Raw genomic sequence first — 17,069 nt, 5'->3', positions numbered from 1 at the left:
GCGGTGGGCGGCCCGACCGCCGGGGCCGCGGAGGCGGTGGGCGTCCCGGTGGCGGGAGCCGCGTACGAGCGACGGCTGCACCCGCTGACCCCGCTGCTGCGCGCCTGGGTCCCGATCGCGGCCGTCATCGGCGCGCTCGCGCAGCAGGGCGACCGGGCGGAGGAGTGGATCACGGAGCTGCCCGTGTCGTTCCGCTTCCTGCTCCTCGTCGCCCTGCTCCTCGTCTTCGGCACGTACGGGCTGCTGAGCTGGTGGTTCACGCACTACGCCGTCACCGACACCGAGCTGCGCATCCGCAGCGGGCTCCTCTTCCGCCGTACCGCCCACATCCGGCTCGACCGGATCCAGGCGGTGGACGTCACGCGGCCGATGCTGGCCCGGCTCGCCGGGGTCGCGAAGCTGCGGATCGACGTCATCGGCGCCGACGACAAGGACGAGCTGGCATACCTGGGCGAGAAGGACGCCGCCGCGCTGCGCGCCGAACTCCTCGCACGGGCCGCCGGCTTCGCCCCGGCCGAGGCGGTCGCCCTGGGCGAGGCGCCGGAGCGTGCGCTGCTCCGGGTCGGGCCGCGCGAGCTGGTGGTCTCCCTGCTGCTGAGCCTGGGCGTGCTGGCGGCGGTGACCGGCGGGCTGCTCGTGCCGGTGGCGGTGTGGTGGTTCAGCGCCAACCCCTGGGCGGCCGCGGCGGCCCTGCTGCCGTTGCTCGGCTGGGCCTGGAGCAGCAGCGCGGGCCGGTTCCTGACCGAGTACGACTGGACGGTCGCGGAGTCCCCCGACGGGCTGCGGCTCGACCACGGGCTGTTGGACCGGGCCCACGAGACGGTGCCGCCGGGCCGGGTACAGACCGTACGGATCGTCGAGCCGCTGCTGTGGCGGTGGCGCGGCTGGGTACGGGTGGAGCTGGCGGTGGCGGGCTCGAAGAACGACGTCCTGGTGCCGGTCGCCGCGCGGGCCGCCGCGTACGAGGTGATCGCGCGCGTGCTCCCTGGCGTGGACCTGACGGCACTCGGCTTCTCCCCCGCCACGGGGGCGGGGGCGCGCTGGGTGGTCCCGGTGTGGTGGCGGGGCTACGGCGTGGCCGTCTCCGCGGACGTGTTCGCCGCCCGGCGGGGGCTGTTGTGCCGCCGTACGGAGATCGTTCCGCACGCCAAGGTGCAGAGCGTGAGACTCACCCGGGGTCCGTGGAAGCGGCTCCACGGCGTGGCCGACGTCCACGTCGACACCGGCGCCAACGGCACGGTGACGGCCCGCCTCCGCCCGGCCCCCGAGGCCTCCGCCCTCCTCCACGCCCAGGCGGACCGCTCCCGCACCTCCCGCGCCACGGCGCGCCCGGACCGCTGGATGACCTGACGCCGACGCCGACGCCGCCGGAGCCCCCCGTCCTCCGCGGCGGAGGTGACGTACGTCATATCGACCTCTGTCACACGGGGCCGCGCCGCCCGGTCATAGCGGTGTAACCCCGTAACGGCAGAGGAGAACACCATGAGCGCCCGTTTGAACCTCTTCGGCAACGCGACAGCCGGGAAGTTCCTCAAGCACCTCAACTCGGCCGGCAAGTCGGTGTCGGATTCGGCGCTGCCCGCCGCGACGCAGGAACTCGTGAAGATCCGCGCGAGCCAGATCAACGGGTGCGGGTTCTGCACCGACATGCACGTCAAGGACGCCGCCGCCGCCGGTGAGACCCCGCTGCGCCTGCACCTGGTGGCGGTGTGGCGGGAGGCCACGGTGTTCACCGAGGCCGAACGCGCCGCGCTGGAGCTGGCGGAGCAGGGGACCCGCATCGCCGACGCGGCGGGCGGTGTCACGGACGAGGCGTGGGCGAACGCGGCCAAGCACTACGACGAGGAGCAGCTCGCCGCCCTCGTGTCGCTGATCGCCCTCATCAACGCCTACAACCGGCTGAACGTCGTCGTCCAGCAGCCCGCCGGCGACTACCAGCCCGGCCAGTTCGGCTGAGGGCCGTCCGGCGCGGGCAGCCCTCGGCCGGTCAGACCGACGGGGGGCTGCCCGCGCGGACCAGGCCGGATTCGTAGGCCAGGACGACCACTTGGACGCGGTCGCGCAGGCCCAGCTTCGTCAGGATGCGGCCCACGTGCGTCTTCACCGTCGCCTCCGACAGGACCAGCCGGGCCGCGATCTCGCCGTTCGACAGGCCCTGCGCCACCAGCAGCATGACCTCCCGCTCCCGCTCCGTCAGCCGCTCGATCTCCTTGTTCCGGGGCTCCTGCGAGGTGGTCGGCAGCATCGGCGCGAACCGGTCCAGCAGCCGCCGGGTCGTCGAGGGCGCCACCACCGCGTCGCCGCTGTGCACCGAGCGGATCGCGGCCAGCAGCTCCGCCGGCGGGACGTCCTTGAGCATGAAGCCGCTCGCGCCCGCCTTGAGGCCCGAGAACGCGTACTCGTCCAGGTCGAAGGTGGTCAGGATGATCACCTTGGGGTGCTCCTCCGGTTCGCAGATGCGCCGCGTCGCCTCCACCCCGTCGAGCCTCGGCATCCGGACGTCCATCAGCACCACGTCCACCTTCGTGGCCCGCAGCACCTCCAGCGCCTCCAGGCCGTCACCGGCCTCGGCGACGACCTCCATGTCCGGCTGGGCCGCCAGCACCATGCGGAAGCCCGTGCGCAGCAGGACCTGGTCGTCGACCAGCATCACGCGGATGGACATCAATCACCTCTTCTTGAGTGGGAGGAGCGCGCTGATCCGGAAGCCGCCGCCGGGCCGCGGGCCCGCGTCCAGCGTGCCCCCGACCATACCGACGCGCTCCCGCATGCCGATCAGTCCGTGCCCGGCGCCGTCCGCGCCGCCGTCCTCGTACAGTTCGTGGGCGGCGCCCCGCCCGTCGTCCTCGATCAGCAGCCCGAGGCCGTCGTCGAAGTACACCAGCCGGACGTTCGCCCTGGCCTCCGGGCCGCCGTGCTTGCGCGTATTGGTCAGCGCCTCCTGCACGATCCGGTACGCCGTCAGCTCCACCCCGCTCGGCAGCCGCCGCGGCGCGCCCTCGACCGCGAAGTCCACGGCGAGCCCGGCCGTGCGGACCTGCTCGACCAGGACCTCGATCTGCTCGACGTCCGGCTGGGGCACGTAGTCCTCGGACTCCTGCGGCTCGCCGGTGCGCAGCACGCCCAGCAGCCGCCGCATCTCGGCCAGCGCCTGGCGGCCGGTGCCCGAGATGGTCTGGAGCGCCTCCTTGGCCTGTTCCGGTGCCACGTCCATCACGTACGCGGCGCCGTCCGCCTGGACCACCATCACCGAGACGTTGTGCGCGACCACGTCGTGCAGTTCGCGGGCGATCCGGGCGCGCTCGGCGGCGACGGCCACCTTGGCCTGCGCCTCGCGCTCCTTCTCCAGGCGCTGGTTCCGCTCGACGAGCTGGGCGTAGTAGGCGCGGCGGGTGCGCAGCGAGTCGCCCAGTACCCAGGCGAGGGCGAAGGGGACGATGGCGAAGAGGGTGAAGAAGATGTTGTCGCTGGTGTCGCCCTTGTCGACGTGGAAACGCAGGGCGTACAGGGGCGCGGCGGTCAGCCCGACGGCGAACGCGAAGCGCGAGAGCCGGCGCGAGACCTCGCCCGAGGCGGCCACGGTGTAGAGGATCACCAGCATCCCGAAGTCGCCGTTGTGCACCTCGATCCCGGCGGCGAGCTGGTAGGCGCCCGTGCCCACCGCCAGCCAGAACATCTGCGGCGTCCACTTGCGGCGCAGCGCGATGACGACGCCCATCGCGATCACCGAGGGGACGGTGAGGAGCCGCTCGGCCGTGCCGCGCTGGCCGGCGGACGCCAGGTCCAGCAGCGCGATCCCGCACAGGAGGACGGCCCAGAAGCTGTCGACCCCTGTCGGGTGTCTGCGGAGGAAATCGTAAAGGCGCTGCACGTAACCCAGCGTAGGCAAAGGAGATAGGTGCTGGAGTCAACCACAGGGGCGATCCGTGCGAAGGGGGCGTACTCCCCAAGGTGGAGGGTGAGCTTAGCCTGTGGGGAATGAGCGCTCAGGGTGAAGGGATCGGGCCGGTCCGCTGGCGGGCCGCCATGGAGGCGGCGCTGTACGGACCGGGCGGCTTCTACGTGGACCCCCGGGGCCCCGGCCCCGCCGGGCACTTCCGTACCTCCGTGCACGCCTCGCCGCTCTACGCGGGCGCGGTGGCCCGGCTCCTCCTCGCCGTGGACGAGGCCCTCGGCCGCCCGGAGCGGCTGGACCTGGTCGACGTGGGGGCCGGGCGCGGGGAACTCCTGACCGGGGTGCTCGCCGCCCTGCCCGCGCCGACGGCGGCGCGGGTGCGCCCGTACGGGGTGGAACGCGCGGACCGGCCCGAGGGGCTGGACCCCCGCGTCCGCTGGGTCGCGGAGCCGCCCGAGGGGGCGACGGGGCTGCTGTTCGCCAACGAGTGGCTGGACAACGTACCGCTGGAGGTCGCCGAGGACGGGCGGTACGTCCTGGTCGCGCCCGACGGTACGGAAGGCCCGGGCGGCCCGCTGGAGGACCGGGACCGGGCCTGGCTGGAGCGGTGGTGGCCGGACGGGGGCCGGGCGGAGATCGGCCGCCCGCGCGACGAGGCCTGGGCGGCGGCCGTAGCGGCCCTCGACCGGGGCCTGGCCGTGGCGGTGGACTACGCGCACACCTGCGGGGCCCGGCCCCCGTACGGCACCTTGACCGGATTCCGCGGCGGCCGGGAGGTCGCGCCGGTCCCGGACGGCAGCTGTGACATCACCGCGCACGTGGCCCTGGATGCCTGCGCGGGGCCGGGCGCGGTCCTGCTCACGCAGCGGGAGGCGCTGACCGCCCTCGGCGTCTCGGGCGCCCGCCCGCCGCTGACGCTGGCGTCGACGGATCCGGCGGGGTACGTGCGCGCCCTCGCCTCGGCCGGGGAGGCCGCCGAACTCACCGCGCGCGGCGGCCTCGGGGACTTCGGGTGGCTGGTGCAGCCGGTGGGGTTGCGGGGGGTGCCCGGCCTGCCGGGCCCGTCCCGCTCCGGGGCCCGGCAGGGCTGACGCCGCGCGGCGCCGCCCGTGCCGGACCCGCCGCACTACTGGGTCACGCCGTGGCCGTGGCCCTCGCGCAGACCGCTGCCGCTGCCGCTGCCGGCCGCGCCGCCGTCCGCGTGCCGGGCGGAGACCTGCCGGGCGAGCGGGGCCAGGTCGTAGGCGTAGTGGCCGACCGCGTTCGCGATGACGTCGACGTTGATGTCGAGCGCCTTGTGGTCGATGTTGGCGATGGTGTCGCCCTTGCCGTGGTAGTTCACGTCGTAGGCCACACCGGCCTGGCCGCCGAACTTCGCGGCCTGCGCCGCCGTCTTGATGCCCTCGGCCCCGGTGTCCGTACCACCGGAGGGGATCCCGGCCTCGATGAACGGGCCGTAGTCCGAGCGGCCGGTGAAGTCCGAACCCTCGTGCGGGATGTTCCGCCCGTCCAGGAAGTCCGTGATGCCCTTCTCCAGTTGGGCCGAGCCCTCGGGTCCGGGGCCGGAGCCGACCTTGTCCGAGTCGTCGCCGTCGTAGACGAAGTAGGCGCCGTTCGGCGAGGCGATCATGTCGAAGTTCAGGTAGAGCCGGATCTGCTTCTTCTGCGCGTCCGTCAGGCCGCCCACGTACGCCTCGGAGCCGAGCAGGCCGAACTCCTCCGCCGACCACCAGGCGAACTTGACCTTGTTCTTGATCTTCGTCTGGCTGCTCGCGAGGCGCTGCGCGACCTGGAGGATGCCGGCCGAGCCGGAGCCGTTGTCGTTGATGCCGGGGCCGGCCGCGACCGAGTCGAGGTGCGCGCCGAGGAAGACGGTGTTGTTCTCGTCGCCGCCGCGGGTCTCGGCGATGACGTTGTACGTCGTGCGGTTCTCGCGCAGTTCGCGGATGTCCAGGGTGACCTCGACCGGTCCTGCCGCGGCCTCGGCGGCGAGCTTCTCGCCCTCCGCCTGGCTGATGCCGCCGGTGGGGACCTTGCCCGCGTCGGCCTCGCCGAGCGTGCCGCTCAGGGCGCCCTCGGTGTTGTTGTAGATGACCGCGCCGACCGCCCCGGCCGCCGCGGCGTTGGCCTGCTTGACGGCGAAGGTGCAGCCGCCGCGCTTGACGAGCGCGATGCGGCCGGTGAAGGCGCCGGGGGCGAAGTCACCCGGCTCGCAGCCGTTCGTACCGTCCGCGTCGACGGGGACGACGGCGAGGCGCGCCGTGACGCCGTCGGCCGGGCCGCTCGCGGTGTACGTCATCAGCTTGATGGGGACCTCGCGCGGGGAGGCGCCGCCCACCTTCAGCGTCTCGGCGACCGTCTCGACGTACACGAAGTCGAACGCGTTCTTCGTGACCTCGTACCCGGCCGCCTTCATCACGGCTTCCACGTACTGGGCGGACTGCACGTGGCCCTTGGAGCCGGCCACCCGGGTGCCGTTGTTGTAGTCGGCGATCGACTGGAAGACCTTGAGGTGGTTGGCGGCGCCCTTGCCGGTCGCCTCCCGGACCAGCTTCTTCGCGAGCGCGTCGCCCTTGGCGGCGTCGCTCTGCGGGCTGCTGGCACCGGCGGGCCCGGCGAGCAGCAGCGGGGAGGCCAGGGCCAGCGCGGCCAGGGCGGCGGTGGCTGCGGCTATACGGCGTGAGGGCATGGAGGTCCTTTCACGGCAAGGTGCGGCGGGCCGAACGGTGGACGCACGTTAAGCAGCGGGGAGCCGCTCCCGCCAGACTGCGAATTCCGGCCAGTCCCAGGCGAGTTGCCGGCCGGCGGTCAGCGGAGGATCCCCTCGATGAAGTCGGACCCGATGCGGGCCACCACGGACAGGTCCAGCTGGTGCTGTGCGTAACGGCCTTGGCGGCGCGTGTGCAGCAGCCCGGCCTTCTTGAGCACGGCGAGGTGACGGGAGACCTCGGGGGCGGATATGCCGCACACGGTGGCCAGCTCGCCGGTGGTGTACGGGGCCCTGGCCAGGCTGCGGCACAGCTGCATCCGCATCGGGTGCGCGAGGGCGTCCATGCGGCGCCGCAGCAGCTCGACCGAGCTGGGGGACGAGGCCGGTTCGGGGGAGCCGAGGGGGTAGTGGACGACCGGTCGCCAGCCGGGGGCGTGCAGTACGAGCAGGTGCGGCCAGCCGAAGTTGGTGGGGACGAGGACCAGACCGGCGCCGATGGTGGGATCGGTGGCGGTGGCCGATCCGTCGACCATCTTGTCGACGGTGATGGTGGTCCCGGCCTCGTCGACGCTCAGCGCCGCCGAGGCCTCCCGCAGCGCGGCGGACAGGCCCTTGCGGCGCAGCACCTCGGTCTTGTGGCGGGCGTCGGCGGCCTGCTGGGGGCCGGTCCGCTGCCAGGTCTCGGCGAAGAACGCCTCGTCGCAGTCCTCCAGGAGGCGGCGCAGCCAGACGCGGACGGCGGCGGTGTCGTCCAGCAGCCGCCGCGAGAACCGCAGCTGGGCGGGCCCGCGGGCGGCGGCGGCCTCCAGCACCCGGGCGCGGGAGGAGGGGTCCTTGAGGGGGGAGGGGGCGCCGCCCTCGTTGTAGAGCGCGAGCCAGCAGTGTTCGAGGGCGGCCGTCACGAAGCGCTCGTCGTCGAGGCCGTCGAGCACGTCGAGCTCCTCGGCCAGGGTCGCGGCGGGGAGTCCGGTGCCGCCGGGGGTGCCGGCGAAGGGCATGAAGATGTCGGAGAAGGAGCTGCGCCAGAGGAAGTCGGCCTCCAGCAGCCGGTCGGCGAGGCAGGGGTCGAACGCGGCGGCGGTGGCGGTGGCCCAGGGGGCGAGGCGGGGGTGGTGGGCGGGCTGGGAGAGCGCGTGCAGGGCCATGCAGAGTTCCGCGAGGGGGGAGGGCGCGAAGCGGATCCGCTCCGCGGGGAGCCCGGCGATGTCGATGGTGACGCTCATCGCCCCATTCTCCCGGGCCCCCGGCCCCCCGCCCCCCACACGGGCCGTCCGGGCGACGCCCCCGGCGGAGCGGGATCGTCCCGGGGCCCCGCCCCGAGGCATTCCAGCCTCGCCGCCGCTCGGGGCGCGGTGCCGGGGTGTTCCAGCCTCGCCGGCGTTTGAGGCGCGGGTCCGGGCGGAGCCCGGGGAACGGTGGAAGGGCGGGTAGGGGACGGCTTCGCGCAGCGCCCACCGCGCCGCCGCTGCGGGGGCCGGCCCCCGAACCCCCGCGCCTCAAACGCCGGCGGGGCTGGAACACCCCGGCACCGCGCCGGAGCTCCCGCGCGCCGAACGCCGGCGGGGCTGAACACCCCCGGCCCGCACCGGGGCCTTCGCTCCCCGAGCGCCGGCGGGGCTGGGACCCCGGGCCCGCGCCCGAGCCCCCGCTCCCCGAGCACCGGCGAGGCGGAACGCCCCGAGGCCGCCCGAGCCCCCGCGCCCGAACGCCGGCCGGGCCGGGGTCGGCCGACTCGGGGACGGGGCCGGCCGGCCGGGGCTACGGCCCCGCCGGGGTGGGGGATGGTTCGGCTACAGGCGGGCCGTGAAGTCCGCGACCGCCGCTCGGACGTCCGACGCGGTCCAGGACAGGGACGGCGAGGTGACCTCGAGTTCCGTCATGGACAAGCCCGGGGGCCCGGCGGGGGCCCAGCGGCGGAACAGGACGCACCCCGTCTCCTCCGCCTGCCGCAGCCCCGCCTCCGTCAGCCGGTCCGCCTCGTACGGCAGCCACACCTGGAACTGGTGCGTGTGCGGCACCTCCGGATGCACCCGGAACCACGCGAGTCCCGCCTGCGCGAAGCCCTCCCGCAGCGCCTGCGCCACCACCCCCGCCTGGGCCACGTACGACGGCAGGCGCGGCAGCTCCACCTCCAGGCCGGCCAGCGCCGACAACGCCTGCGGGAACTGCCGGAAGACCTGGCCCCCGTACCGGTGCCGCCAGACCCTCGCCTCCGCGACGAGCGACGCGGAGCCCGCCAGCGCCGCCCCGCTCAGCCCCCCGAGGGACTTGTAGAACGACACGTACACCGAATCCGCGAGCCCCGCGATCTCCGGCAGCGGCCGCCCGAGCCGCACCGTCGACTCCCACAGCCGGGCCCCGTCGAAGTGGACCACCGCATCCCGTTCCCGGGCCGTCTCCACCACCGCCACGAGCTCCTCCCACGTCGGCAGCACGAACCCCGCCTCCCGCAGCGGCAGCTCCAGCATCAGCGTGCCGAACGGCTCCGCCAGCTCCGCGACCTCCCGGGCCGTCGGCTGCCGCGGCTCGCGCGTGGGGTGCACCGTCCGCAGTCCCGCCAGCACCGACAGCGCGTCGCTCTCCCACAGCTCCGGGTGGCTCATCGGGTGCAGCGCCACCACCGGGTTCCCCGTCCGCCCCGCCCAGCACCGCAGCGCGACCTGCTGGGCCATCGTCCCGCTCGGGAAGAACGCCGCGTCCTCCGTCCCCAGCAGCTCCGCGACGCGCTGCTCCAGCCGCGCCACCACCCCGTCGCCGTACACGTCGACGCCCTCGTCCGGGTCGCTCTCCGCCAGTCCCGGCAGCATCGCCAGCAGCTCACCCACCGTCGGCTCCAGCAGGCTCCGGGACAGGACCCGGTCGGCCCGTCGCCACGCCGCCACCAGCCGCTTCGTCCGGTCTTCGTCATCCGTCATGCCCTGATCATCGCCGGGCCGCCGCCGACCGGCCGACACGCCCAGGGGCTAGCATGGCGGCGTATCGTCCGGTACCCCCCGCGGACTGGAACGGAAGGCATTCCCCGCGTGAACGCAGCCCATCAGACGGAGCCCCGGGATCCGTCCGACCGCCCTGCCCGGCTCGCCGTGGGCGTCGTCGGCGCCGGCCGGGTCGGCCCCGCGCTGGCCCGCGCCCTCCAGCAGGCCGGGCACCGCCCCGTCGCCGTCTCCGGTGTCTCCGACGCCTCCCGCCGCCGGGCCGCCCGGATGCTGCCCGACGTGCCGGTCGTCCCGGCCGAGCGGGTGCTCGAACACGCCGACCTGGTGCTCCTGACCGTCCCGGACGACGCCCTGCCCGGCCTCGTCGAGGGCCTCGCCGAGACGGGCGCGATCCGCCCAGGCCAGCTGCTCGTCCACACCTCCGGGCGCTACGGGACCGCCGTCCTGGACCCGGCCCGGCGCGCGGGCGCCCTGCCGCTGGCCCTGCACCCCGCGATGACCTTCACCGGCACCGAGGTCGACGTGCAGCGCCTGGCCGGCTGCTCCTTCGGCGTGACCGCCCCCGACGAGCTGCGGCTCGCCGCCGAGGCCCTGGTCATCGAGATGGGCGGGGAACCCGAGTGGATCGCGGAGGAGAACCGTCCGCTCTACCACGCCGCCCTCGCCCTCGGCGCGAACCACCTGGTCACCCTGGTCGCCCAGGCCATGGAGCTGCTGGCCAAGGCCGGCGTCGAGCACCCCGACCGGATGCTCGGCCCCCTCCTCGGCGCGGCCCTCGACAACGCCCTGCGCTCCGGTGACTCCGCGCTCACCGGGCCGGTGGCCCGCGGTGACGCCGGTACGGTCGCCGCGCACGTCTCCGAGCTGCGCAAGCACGCCCCGGCCGCCGTCCCCGGCTACCTCGCGATGGCCCGGACCACCGCCGACCGCGCCCTGGCGCACGGTCTGCTCAAGCCGGAGCTCGCCGAGGACCTGCTGGGCGCCCTGGCCGGGAGCGAGACCAGCCCCGACCCCGAAACCGACCCCGAGGGCGACGGCCGATGACCGAGCACCCCCTGCTGCTGAACACCGCCGACGCGCTGCACCGGCTCCCGCGCACCGGCCGTCGCGCCGTCGTCATGACCATGGGGGCCCTGCACGACGGCCACGCCACTTTGGTCCGCACCGCCCGGGACCTGGCCGGCCCCACCGGCCAGGTCGTGGTCACCGTCTTCGTCAACCCCCTCCAGTTCGGGGCGAACGAGGACCTCGACCGCTACCCCCGCACCCTCGACGCCGACCTGGAGATCGCCCGCAGGGCGGGCGCCGACGCCGTGTTCGCCCCGGCCGTCGACGAGGTCTACCCCGGCGGCGACCCCCAGGTACGCATCAGCGCCGGCCCCATGGGCGGCCGCCTCGAAGGGGCCACCCGCCCCGGCCACTTCGACGGCATGCTCACCGTCGTCGCGAAGCTGCTCCACCTCACCCGCCCGGACCTGGCCCTCTTCGGCCAGAAGGACGCGCAGCAGCTGGCCCTGATCCGCCGGATGGTCACCGACCTGAACTTCGCGGTGGACGTGGTGGGCGTACCCACCGTCCGCGAGGAGGACGGCCTCGCCCTGTCCTCCCGCAACCGCTACCTCTCGCCCGCCGAGCGCCGCACGGCCCTCGCCCTCTCCCGCGCCCTGTTCGCGGGCCGCGACCGCCTCGCCGCCCAGGCCGCCCTGCGCGCCCGCGCCGAGGCCGCCCCCGCCAGTGACCAGCGGGCCACCGGCCTGGCCCGGCTCGGCGAGATCCGCGCCTCCGCCGACGCGCACGCCGTCTCGGTGGCGGTCTCCGCCGCCGGCACGGGCCTGCCCGACGCCGTCCGGGCGGCTGCCCGCCACGTGCTGGAGGAGGCCGGCCGCCAGGACCCGCCGCTGGCCCTGGACTACCTCGCGCTGGTGGACCCGCAGGACTTCACCGAGGTCGGCCCCGATTTCACCGGCCAGGCCGTCCTGGCCGTCGCCGCGAAGGTGGGCACGACCCGGCTGATCGACAACATCCCATTGGAGTTCGGAGCACACACGTGAGCACCCCAGGCACAGGCACCGCCGGCACCGGCATACGGCTGCACGCCCCCGCCCCCGGCTGGGCCGTCGAAGCCGACGTCGTGGTCGTCGGCTCGGGCGTCGCGGGCCTGACGGTGGCGCTGCGCTGCGCCGCCGCGGGCCGCCGTACGGTCGTGGTCACCAAGGCCCGGCTCGACGACGGCTCGACCCGCTGGGCCCAAGGGGGCATCGCGGCCGCCCTCGGCGACGGCGACACCCCCGAGCAGCACCTGGACGACACCCTGGTGGCGGGGGCGGGCCTGTGCGACGAGGCGGCCGTACGGCTGCTGGTCACCGAGGGCCCCGACGCCGTACGCCGGCTCATCGAGACCGGCGCGGTCTTCGACACCTCCGCCGAGACGGGCGAGATCGAGCTGACCCGCGAGGGCGGCCACCACCGCCGCCGGATCGCGCACGCGGGCGGCGACGCGACGGGCGCCGAGATCTCCCGGGCCCTGGTCGAGGCGGTCCAGGCGGCCGGTATCCGTACCGTCGAGAACGCCCTCGTACTGGACCTCCTCCAGGACGCCGGAGGCCGTACGGCCGGCGTCACCCTGCACGTCATGGGCGAAGGCCAGCACGACGGCGTCGGCGCCGTCCACGCCCCGGCCGTGATCCTCGCGACCGGCGGCATGGGCCAGGTCTTCTCCGCCACCACCAACCCGGCCGTCTCCACGGGCGACGGCGTGGCCCTCGCCCTGCGCGCCGGCGCCGAGGTCTCCGACCTGGAGTTCGTCCAGTTCCACCCGACGGTGCTGTTCCTGGGACCGGACGCCGAGGGCCAGCAGCCGCTGGTGTCGGAGGCGGTCCGCGGCGAAGGCGCCCACCTCGTCGACGCCGACGGGGTGCGCTTCATGGTGGGCCAGCACGAGCTCGCCGAGCTCGCCCCGCGCGACATCGTCGCCAAGGGCATCATGCGCCGCATGCAGGAGCAGGGCACCAGTCACATGTACCTCGACGCCCGGCACTTCGGCGCCCAGATGTGGGAACAGCGCTTCCCCACCATCCTCGCCGCCTGCCGCGCCCACGGCATCGACCCGGTGACCGAGCCCATCCCGGTCGCGCCCGCCGCCCACTACGCGTCCGGCGGCGTACGGACCGACCTGCACGGCCGCACCACCGTCCCCGGCCTGTACGCCTGCGGGGAGGTCGCCTGCACGGGCGTGCACGGCGCGAACCGGCTCGCCTCCAACTCCCTGCTGGAGGGCCTGGTCTTCGCCGAGCGCATCGCCGAGGACATCGTCGCCAACCCGTCCGCCGGGGGCGCCCCGGTCGTTCCCGCCCCCGCCACCGGCCCGCTCCAGCCCTCCGGGGCGCGCTACGAGGTCCAGCGCATCATGACGGACGGCGCGGGCGTCCTGCGCTCCGCCGGCTCCCTCGCCGGTGCCGCCGCCGCGCTCGAGGACCTGTACGCGGCCGCCCTGGGCGACCTCGAGGCGCACGGCAAGACCGCCGAACCGGGCGTCGACACCTGGGAGGCCACCAACCTCCTGTGCGTGGCCCGGGTCCTGGTCGCCGCCGCGCGGCGGCGCGAGGAGACCCGCGGCTGCCACTGGCGCGAGGACCACCCCGACCGGGACGACGCGAACTGGCGGCGCCACCTCGTCGTCCGGCTCTCCGCGACCGAGAAGCGGGCCCTGGTCGTCACCCCCACCGACTCCGCGGACTTCCCGTCCGTACAGCGGCCCCCCCGTGGCACCGACACCGTCAACGACAGCATGGAGCAGTCAGCGTGAGCACGCACGAGCACGACCACCAGCACGACGAACTCCCCCTCATCGACCGGTCGGAGGGCGGTTGCGGCGACGACTGCGCCTGCGGTGACGGCGAGGAGTCCGGCCTGGACCCGGCGCTGGCCCAGCTGCTGACCGACGCCGGCCTGGACCCCATCGAGGTCGAGGACATCGCGCACATGGCGCTGTCCGAGGACCTGGACGGCGGGGTCGACGTCACCACCGTCGCCACCGTGCCCGAAGAGGCCGAGGCCGTGGCGGACTTCGTCGCCCGCGAGGACGGCGTCGTGGCCGGTCTGCGCGTCGCCGAGGCCGTGTTCTCGATGGTGTGCACCGAGGCGTTCGAGGTGGAGCGGCACGCGGAGGACGGCGACGCCGTCAAGGCCGGTCAGCTGCTGCTGTCCGTGCGCTCCCGCACCCGCGACCTGCTGACCGCCGAGCGCAGCGCGCTGAACATCCTGTGCCGGATGTCCGGCATCGCGACCGCCACCCGCCGCTGGGCGGACGCCCTGGAGGGCACGACGGCCAAGGTCCGCGACACCCGCAAGACCACGCCGGGCCTGCGCGCGCTGGAGAAGTACGCGGTCCGCTGCGGCGGCGGCGTCAACCACCGCATGTCCCTGTCGGACGCGGCGCTCGTCAAGGACAACCACGTCGTCGCGGCGGGCGGCGTCGCGCAGGCGTTCACCGCCGTGCGCGAGGCCTTCCCGGAGGTCCCGATCGAGGTCGAGGTCGACACCCTGGAGCAGATCGGCGAGGTCCTGGAGGCGGGCGCCGACCTCATCCTGCTGGACAACTTCACGGTGGCCCAGACGGCCGAGGCGGTCGCCCTCGTCGCCGGCCGCGCCACCCTGGAGTCCTCGGGCCGGCTCAGCCTGGACAACGCCCGCGACTACGCCCTGACCGGCGTGGACTACCTCGCGGTCGGCGCGCTGACGCACTCCTCGCCGATCCTCGACATCGGCCTCGATCTGCGCGGGGCGGTGTAACCCATGCTGCTGACCATCGACGTCGGCAACACCCATACGGTCCTGGGCCTGTTCGACGGCGACGAGATCGTCGAGCACTGGCGGATCTCGACCGACCCGCGCCGGACGGCCGACGAGATGGCCGTCCTGATGCAGGGCCTGATGGGCACCCACCCGATGCTCGGCACCGAACTGGGCGACGGGATCCACGGGATCGCCATCTGCTCGACGGTGCCCTCGGTGCTGCACGAGCTCCGCGAGGTCACCCGCCGGTACTACGGCGACGTCCCCGCGGTGCTGGTGGAGCCCGGCATCAAGACCGGTGTGCCGATCCTGATGGACAACCCGAAGGAAGTCGGCGCGGACCGCATCATCAACGCGGTCGCGGCCGTCGAGCTCTACGGAGGCCCGGCGATCGTGGTCGACTTCGGTACGGCGACCACCTTCGACGCGGTGTCGGCGAAGGGCGAGTACGTGGGCGGGGTGATCGCGCCGGGCATCGAGATCTCGATGGAGGCGCTGGGCGTCCGGGGCGCCCAGCTGCGCAAGATCGAGCTGGCGCGCCCGCGCAACGTGATCGGCAAGTCCACGGTCGAGGCGATGCAGTCGGGCGTCGTGTACGGCTTCGCGGGTCAGGTGGACGGGGTCGTCGCGCGCATGGCCAAGGAGCTGGCCGGCCCGCACGGCGAGCCGGACGACGTGCGCGTCATCGCGACGGGCGGCCTGGCCCCGATGGTCCTCGGCGAGTCCTCGGCGATCGACGACCACGAGCCGTGGCTGACGCTGATCGGCCTGCGGCTGGTCTACGAGCGCAACGCGCCCAACTTCGACTAGCCGGCCCGCCCGGCTGACCGACCTACCCGACCCGACCGACCCGACCGACCGACCGGCTCCGGCGTCCGGCCCGGCCCCGCACCCCGGGCCGGACGGGGAATTCACCGACGAGCAATTTCCCCGAAATGGCCGGAACGCACGCCCGCCGGGGTTACGGTCCCTCCGGGAAACACCCGAACCCTTCCCCGGCGGAGGAGACACCATGACCGCGACCGCTCGGCTCACCTGGCAGAAGTCGTCCTACTGCGGCGACGGCGACGCATGCGTCTACGTCGCCTCCGCCCCGGGCGTCCTGGTCCGCGTCGCGGACCGCGCCGACCCGGCCCACCTGGTCCTGGCCACCACCCACGCGGCCTGGGCCGCCTTCCTGGAAGCGGTCAAGGCGCAGCCGTAGGAAGAGCCGACGGAGGGCCCCCGGCGCGCCGGGAAGAGCCCACATCGGGGGATTTTGTCCGATTAGCGCGTATCTTCGCCCCATGCCCACGCCCTACGGTTCCCGCGGCGGCATGGCGTTCAGCGCTGCTGAGCTGCACCTGCTCAGGCGTTCGCTCGCCCACGCCCTCCAGTCCTCCCCGGCCCCCCTGACGGCCGGCGAGGTCCAGGACTGCCTGCGCCTCGCGGCGTCGGTGGACGACGCGGTGCAGGAGGCGGGGCGGCTCAGAGAGTTCCTCCTCGCCGACCTGGCCCGCTACAGAGCCGCCCTCCCGGGCAGCCTGCCCGGGTACCTGGAGCTGCTCCAGGACGCCCTGGCCGCCGGCTACGAGCCCGTCCCCGACGACCTCGCCGCGCTTCGGGCGCTGCGCGCCAACCCGGTCGCCGCCGCGGTACTGGAGCGGGCCCGCACGGTCGCGGAGCGCTCCGTGCGCCGCCGGCTCTCCACCGCGCCCGCGCCCCGGACCCGCCTGCTGGCCCTGGCCGGCGGCCGCGAGGAGGAGCGGCGCTCGCCGCCGAGGCCCGCGCCCGGTCCCGCCCCGCGGCCCGCCGAGAAGCCCGCCCAGCCGGGCGAGAAGCCGGCGCCGCATCCGGAGCGGCCCATCCCCACTCCGGGCGAGGTCTTCCCGCCGCGCCGCAAGCCCACCCCGCCCCCGAAGGACGACCGCGCGGCGGGATAGCTACGCTGGTGGGCATGGACTACGTTTCCGCGCTCGTGCCCCCCTTCGTGATGGCCGTGTTCTTCATCTTCCTCGTCAAGACGATCGTGAAGAGCCAGGGCGGTGCCAACAAGGCAAAGGAAGACGCGGCGGTGGACGCCGTACTCGCCCGCGCCGAGACGGCCCGGCAGACCGGGAACTGACCCGGCGGACCGGGAACCGGCCCCGGGAGACCGGGAACCGGCCCGGCACCGCGGACCGGCCCGAGAACAGCTGTGGGGCCCCGACCGAGTCGGGGCCCCACATTTGTCGCGCGTTGTCCTCCGAATAGTCGGGCAATTCCTGACAACCCGCACTATCGTGCTGTTGTGCCTCGCCCCTTGGGAGAACTCGAAGACGCCGTGATGACACGGGTGTGGCAGTGGAACCGCCCGGTCACCGTTCGTGAAGTCCTGGAAGACCTTCAGCAGGAACGGTCCATCGCGTACACCACGGTCATGACCGTTATGGACAACCTCCATCAGAAGGGGTGGGTCCGGCGGGAAGCGGAAGGCCGCGCCTATCGCTATACGGCGGTCTCCACCCGCGCCGCCTACTCGGCCGCACTGATGAACGAGGCCTGGTCGACCAGCGACAATCCGGCGGCCGCCCTCGTGGCCTTCTTCGGCATGATGTCCCAGGAACAGCGCGAAGCCCTCCGCGACGCCGTACGGATCGTCAGCCATGACGACGAGGGGCCCGCGGAACCCGCCACCGGCGAAGTGCCGCCCCCGCCGGCCGCGGAAGGCGCGGGGGACACCGGCGAGCGGCCGCCCGAGCCGGGGCGATAGCGT

At 74.4% G+C, this 17,069-nt stretch carries 17 protein-coding genes; 12 read left to right on the top strand and 5 right to left on the bottom strand.

The features are described 5' to 3' along the window. The first annotated feature begins 3 nt into the window (after window positions 1-3). Together OHA81_RS14640 and OHA81_RS14635 are read left to right on the top strand one after the other, a co-directional pair. Window positions 4-1,350 carry a PH domain-containing protein gene (locus tag OHA81_RS14640; RefSeq protein ID WP_443056546.1) on the top strand — a complete coding sequence of 449 codons (1,347 nt, stop codon included), beginning with the start codon at window positions 4-6 and terminating at the stop codon, window positions 1,348-1,350. A 132-nt stretch (window positions 1,351-1,482) separates the two neighbouring features. Continuing rightward, a complete protein-coding gene (locus OHA81_RS14635; protein WP_329196173.1) occupies window positions 1,483-1,956 on the top strand; it encodes a carboxymuconolactone decarboxylase family protein in 474 nt (157 codons plus the stop codon). Between the two features lie 31 nt (window positions 1,957-1,987). Here OHA81_RS14635 and OHA81_RS14630 read toward each other — a convergent pair whose 3' ends face one another. Then, window positions 1,988-2,665, bottom strand: coding sequence for a response regulator transcription factor (locus OHA81_RS14630; protein WP_329196171.1), 678 nt, complete (start codon window positions 2,663-2,665; stop codon window positions 1,988-1,990). Window positions 2,666-2,668: 3 nt separating this feature from the next. Then, window positions 2,669-3,871 (bottom strand): sensor histidine kinase, encoded by a 1,203-nt coding sequence (locus OHA81_RS14625; RefSeq protein WP_329196170.1) that lies wholly within the window; start codon window positions 3,869-3,871, stop codon window positions 2,669-2,671. A 107-nt stretch (window positions 3,872-3,978) separates the two neighbouring features. Here OHA81_RS14625 and OHA81_RS14620 point away from each other — a divergent pair, with 107 nt between their 5' ends. Beyond that, window positions 3,979-4,986 (top strand): SAM-dependent methyltransferase, encoded by a 1,008-nt coding sequence (locus OHA81_RS14620; RefSeq protein WP_329196168.1) that lies wholly within the window; start codon window positions 3,979-3,981, stop codon window positions 4,984-4,986. Window positions 4,987-5,021: 35 nt separating this feature from the next. On the opposite strand, the gene OHA81_RS14615 is transcribed toward OHA81_RS14620, so the two are convergent. The 3 genes from OHA81_RS14615 to OHA81_RS14605 all read right to left on the bottom strand — a co-directional run bounded on the left by OHA81_RS14615 (window position 5,022) and on the right by OHA81_RS14605 (window position 9,520). Then, window positions 5,022-6,584 carry a M28 family metallopeptidase gene (locus OHA81_RS14615; protein ID WP_329196166.1) on the bottom strand — a complete coding sequence of 521 codons (1,563 nt, stop codon included), beginning with the start codon at window positions 6,582-6,584 and terminating at the stop codon, window positions 5,022-5,024. A 119-nt stretch (window positions 6,585-6,703) separates the two neighbouring features. Further along, window positions 6,704-7,828 (bottom strand): DUF5937 family protein, encoded by a 1,125-nt coding sequence (locus OHA81_RS14610; RefSeq protein WP_329196164.1) that lies wholly within the window; start codon window positions 7,826-7,828, stop codon window positions 6,704-6,706. 567 nt (window positions 7,829-8,395) lie between these two features. Continuing rightward, window positions 8,396-9,520 (bottom strand): threonine aldolase family protein, encoded by a 1,125-nt coding sequence (locus tag OHA81_RS14605; protein WP_329196162.1) that lies wholly within the window; start codon window positions 9,518-9,520, stop codon window positions 8,396-8,398. A gap of 108 nt (window positions 9,521-9,628) precedes the next feature. Between OHA81_RS14605 and OHA81_RS14600 the strand changes: the two genes are divergently transcribed. The 9 genes from OHA81_RS14600 (at window position 9,629) to OHA81_RS14560 (ending at window position 17,066) form a co-directional block, all read left to right on the top strand. After that, entirely contained in the window at window positions 9,629-10,585 is a 957-nt protein-coding gene (locus OHA81_RS14600) for a Rossmann-like and DUF2520 domain-containing protein (RefSeq protein ID WP_329196161.1), read from the top strand. Further along, window positions 10,582-11,592 (top strand): pantoate--beta-alanine ligase, encoded by a 1,011-nt coding sequence (gene panC, locus OHA81_RS14595; protein ID WP_329196159.1) that lies wholly within the window; start codon window positions 10,582-10,584, stop codon window positions 11,590-11,592. The genes OHA81_RS14600 and panC overlap by 4 nt, the downstream gene beginning before the upstream one ends. Then, entirely contained in the window at window positions 11,589-13,346 is a 1,758-nt protein-coding gene (locus OHA81_RS14590; protein ID WP_329196158.1) for an L-aspartate oxidase, read from the top strand. Before panC ends, OHA81_RS14590 begins: the two co-directional genes overlap by 4 nt. Continuing rightward, entirely contained in the window at window positions 13,343-14,332 is a 990-nt protein-coding gene (nadC, locus tag OHA81_RS14585; RefSeq protein WP_329196156.1) for a carboxylating nicotinate-nucleotide diphosphorylase, read from the top strand. The genes OHA81_RS14590 and nadC overlap by 4 nt, the downstream gene beginning before the upstream one ends. Before the next feature lie 3 nt (window positions 14,333-14,335). Further along, the gene (locus tag OHA81_RS14580; RefSeq protein WP_190185942.1) at window positions 14,336-15,145 is read left to right on the top strand and encodes a type III pantothenate kinase; all 810 of its coding nucleotides are present in this window, start codon (window positions 14,336-14,338) and stop codon (window positions 15,143-15,145) included. A gap of 202 nt (window positions 15,146-15,347) precedes the next feature. Continuing rightward, window positions 15,348-15,539: a DUF397 domain-containing protein gene (locus tag OHA81_RS14575; protein ID WP_190185941.1), complete on the top strand. Its 192-nt coding sequence runs from the start codon at window positions 15,348-15,350 to the stop codon at window positions 15,537-15,539. Window positions 15,540-15,651: 112 nt separating this feature from the next. Continuing rightward, a complete protein-coding gene (locus OHA81_RS14570; RefSeq protein WP_329202289.1) occupies window positions 15,652-16,257 on the top strand; it encodes a hypothetical protein in 606 nt (201 codons plus the stop codon). 14 nt (window positions 16,258-16,271) lie between these two features. Further along, window positions 16,272-16,439, top strand: a complete 168-nt coding sequence (locus tag OHA81_RS14565; protein WP_329196152.1) for a hypothetical protein — start codon at window positions 16,272-16,274, stop codon at window positions 16,437-16,439. Between the two features lie 165 nt (window positions 16,440-16,604). Continuing rightward, the gene (locus OHA81_RS14560) at window positions 16,605-17,066 is read left to right on the top strand and encodes a BlaI/MecI/CopY family transcriptional regulator (RefSeq protein ID WP_329196150.1); all 462 of its coding nucleotides are present in this window, start codon (window positions 16,605-16,607) and stop codon (window positions 17,064-17,066) included. The last annotated feature ends 3 nt before the right edge of the window (window positions 17,067-17,069 follow it).

Origin of the sequence: Streptomyces sp. NBC_00667 (assembly GCF_036226825.1) — a bacterium.
Classification (GTDB): domain Bacteria; phylum Actinomycetota; class Actinomycetes; order Streptomycetales; family Streptomycetaceae; genus Streptomyces.
This window is presented reverse-complemented; position numbering and strand designations above follow the sequence as displayed.

Coding starts and splice junctions, on each gene's coding strand:
- OHA81_RS14635 (WP_329196173.1), top strand. CDS start 1,483: ATGAGCGCCCGTTTGAACCTCTTCGGCAACGCGACAGCCGGGAAGTTC.
- OHA81_RS14630 (WP_329196171.1), bottom strand. CDS start 2,665: ATGTCCATCCGCGTGATGCTGGTCGACGACCAGGTCCTGCTGCGCACG.
- OHA81_RS14620 (WP_329196168.1), top strand. CDS start 3,979: ATGAGCGCTCAGGGTGAAGGGATCGGGCCGGTCCGCTGGCGGGCCGCC.
- OHA81_RS14615 (WP_329196166.1), bottom strand. CDS start 6,584: ATGCCCTCACGCCGTATAGCCGCAGCCACCGCCGCCCTGGCCGCGCTG.
- OHA81_RS14610 (WP_329196164.1), bottom strand. CDS start 7,828: ATGAGCGTCACCATCGACATCGCCGGGCTCCCCGCGGAGCGGATCCGC.
- OHA81_RS14605 (WP_329196162.1), bottom strand. CDS start 9,520: ATGACGGATGACGAAGACCGGACGAAGCGGCTGGTGGCGGCGTGGCGA.
- panC (WP_329196159.1), top strand. CDS start 10,582: ATGACCGAGCACCCCCTGCTGCTGAACACCGCCGACGCGCTGCACCGG.
- OHA81_RS14580 (WP_190185942.1), top strand. CDS start 14,336: ATGCTGCTGACCATCGACGTCGGCAACACCCATACGGTCCTGGGCCTG.
- OHA81_RS14575 (WP_190185941.1), top strand. CDS start 15,348: ATGACCGCGACCGCTCGGCTCACCTGGCAGAAGTCGTCCTACTGCGGC.
- OHA81_RS14570 (WP_329202289.1), top strand. CDS start 15,652: ATGGCGTTCAGCGCTGCTGAGCTGCACCTGCTCAGGCGTTCGCTCGCC.
- OHA81_RS14565 (WP_329196152.1), top strand. CDS start 16,272: ATGGACTACGTTTCCGCGCTCGTGCCCCCCTTCGTGATGGCCGTGTTC.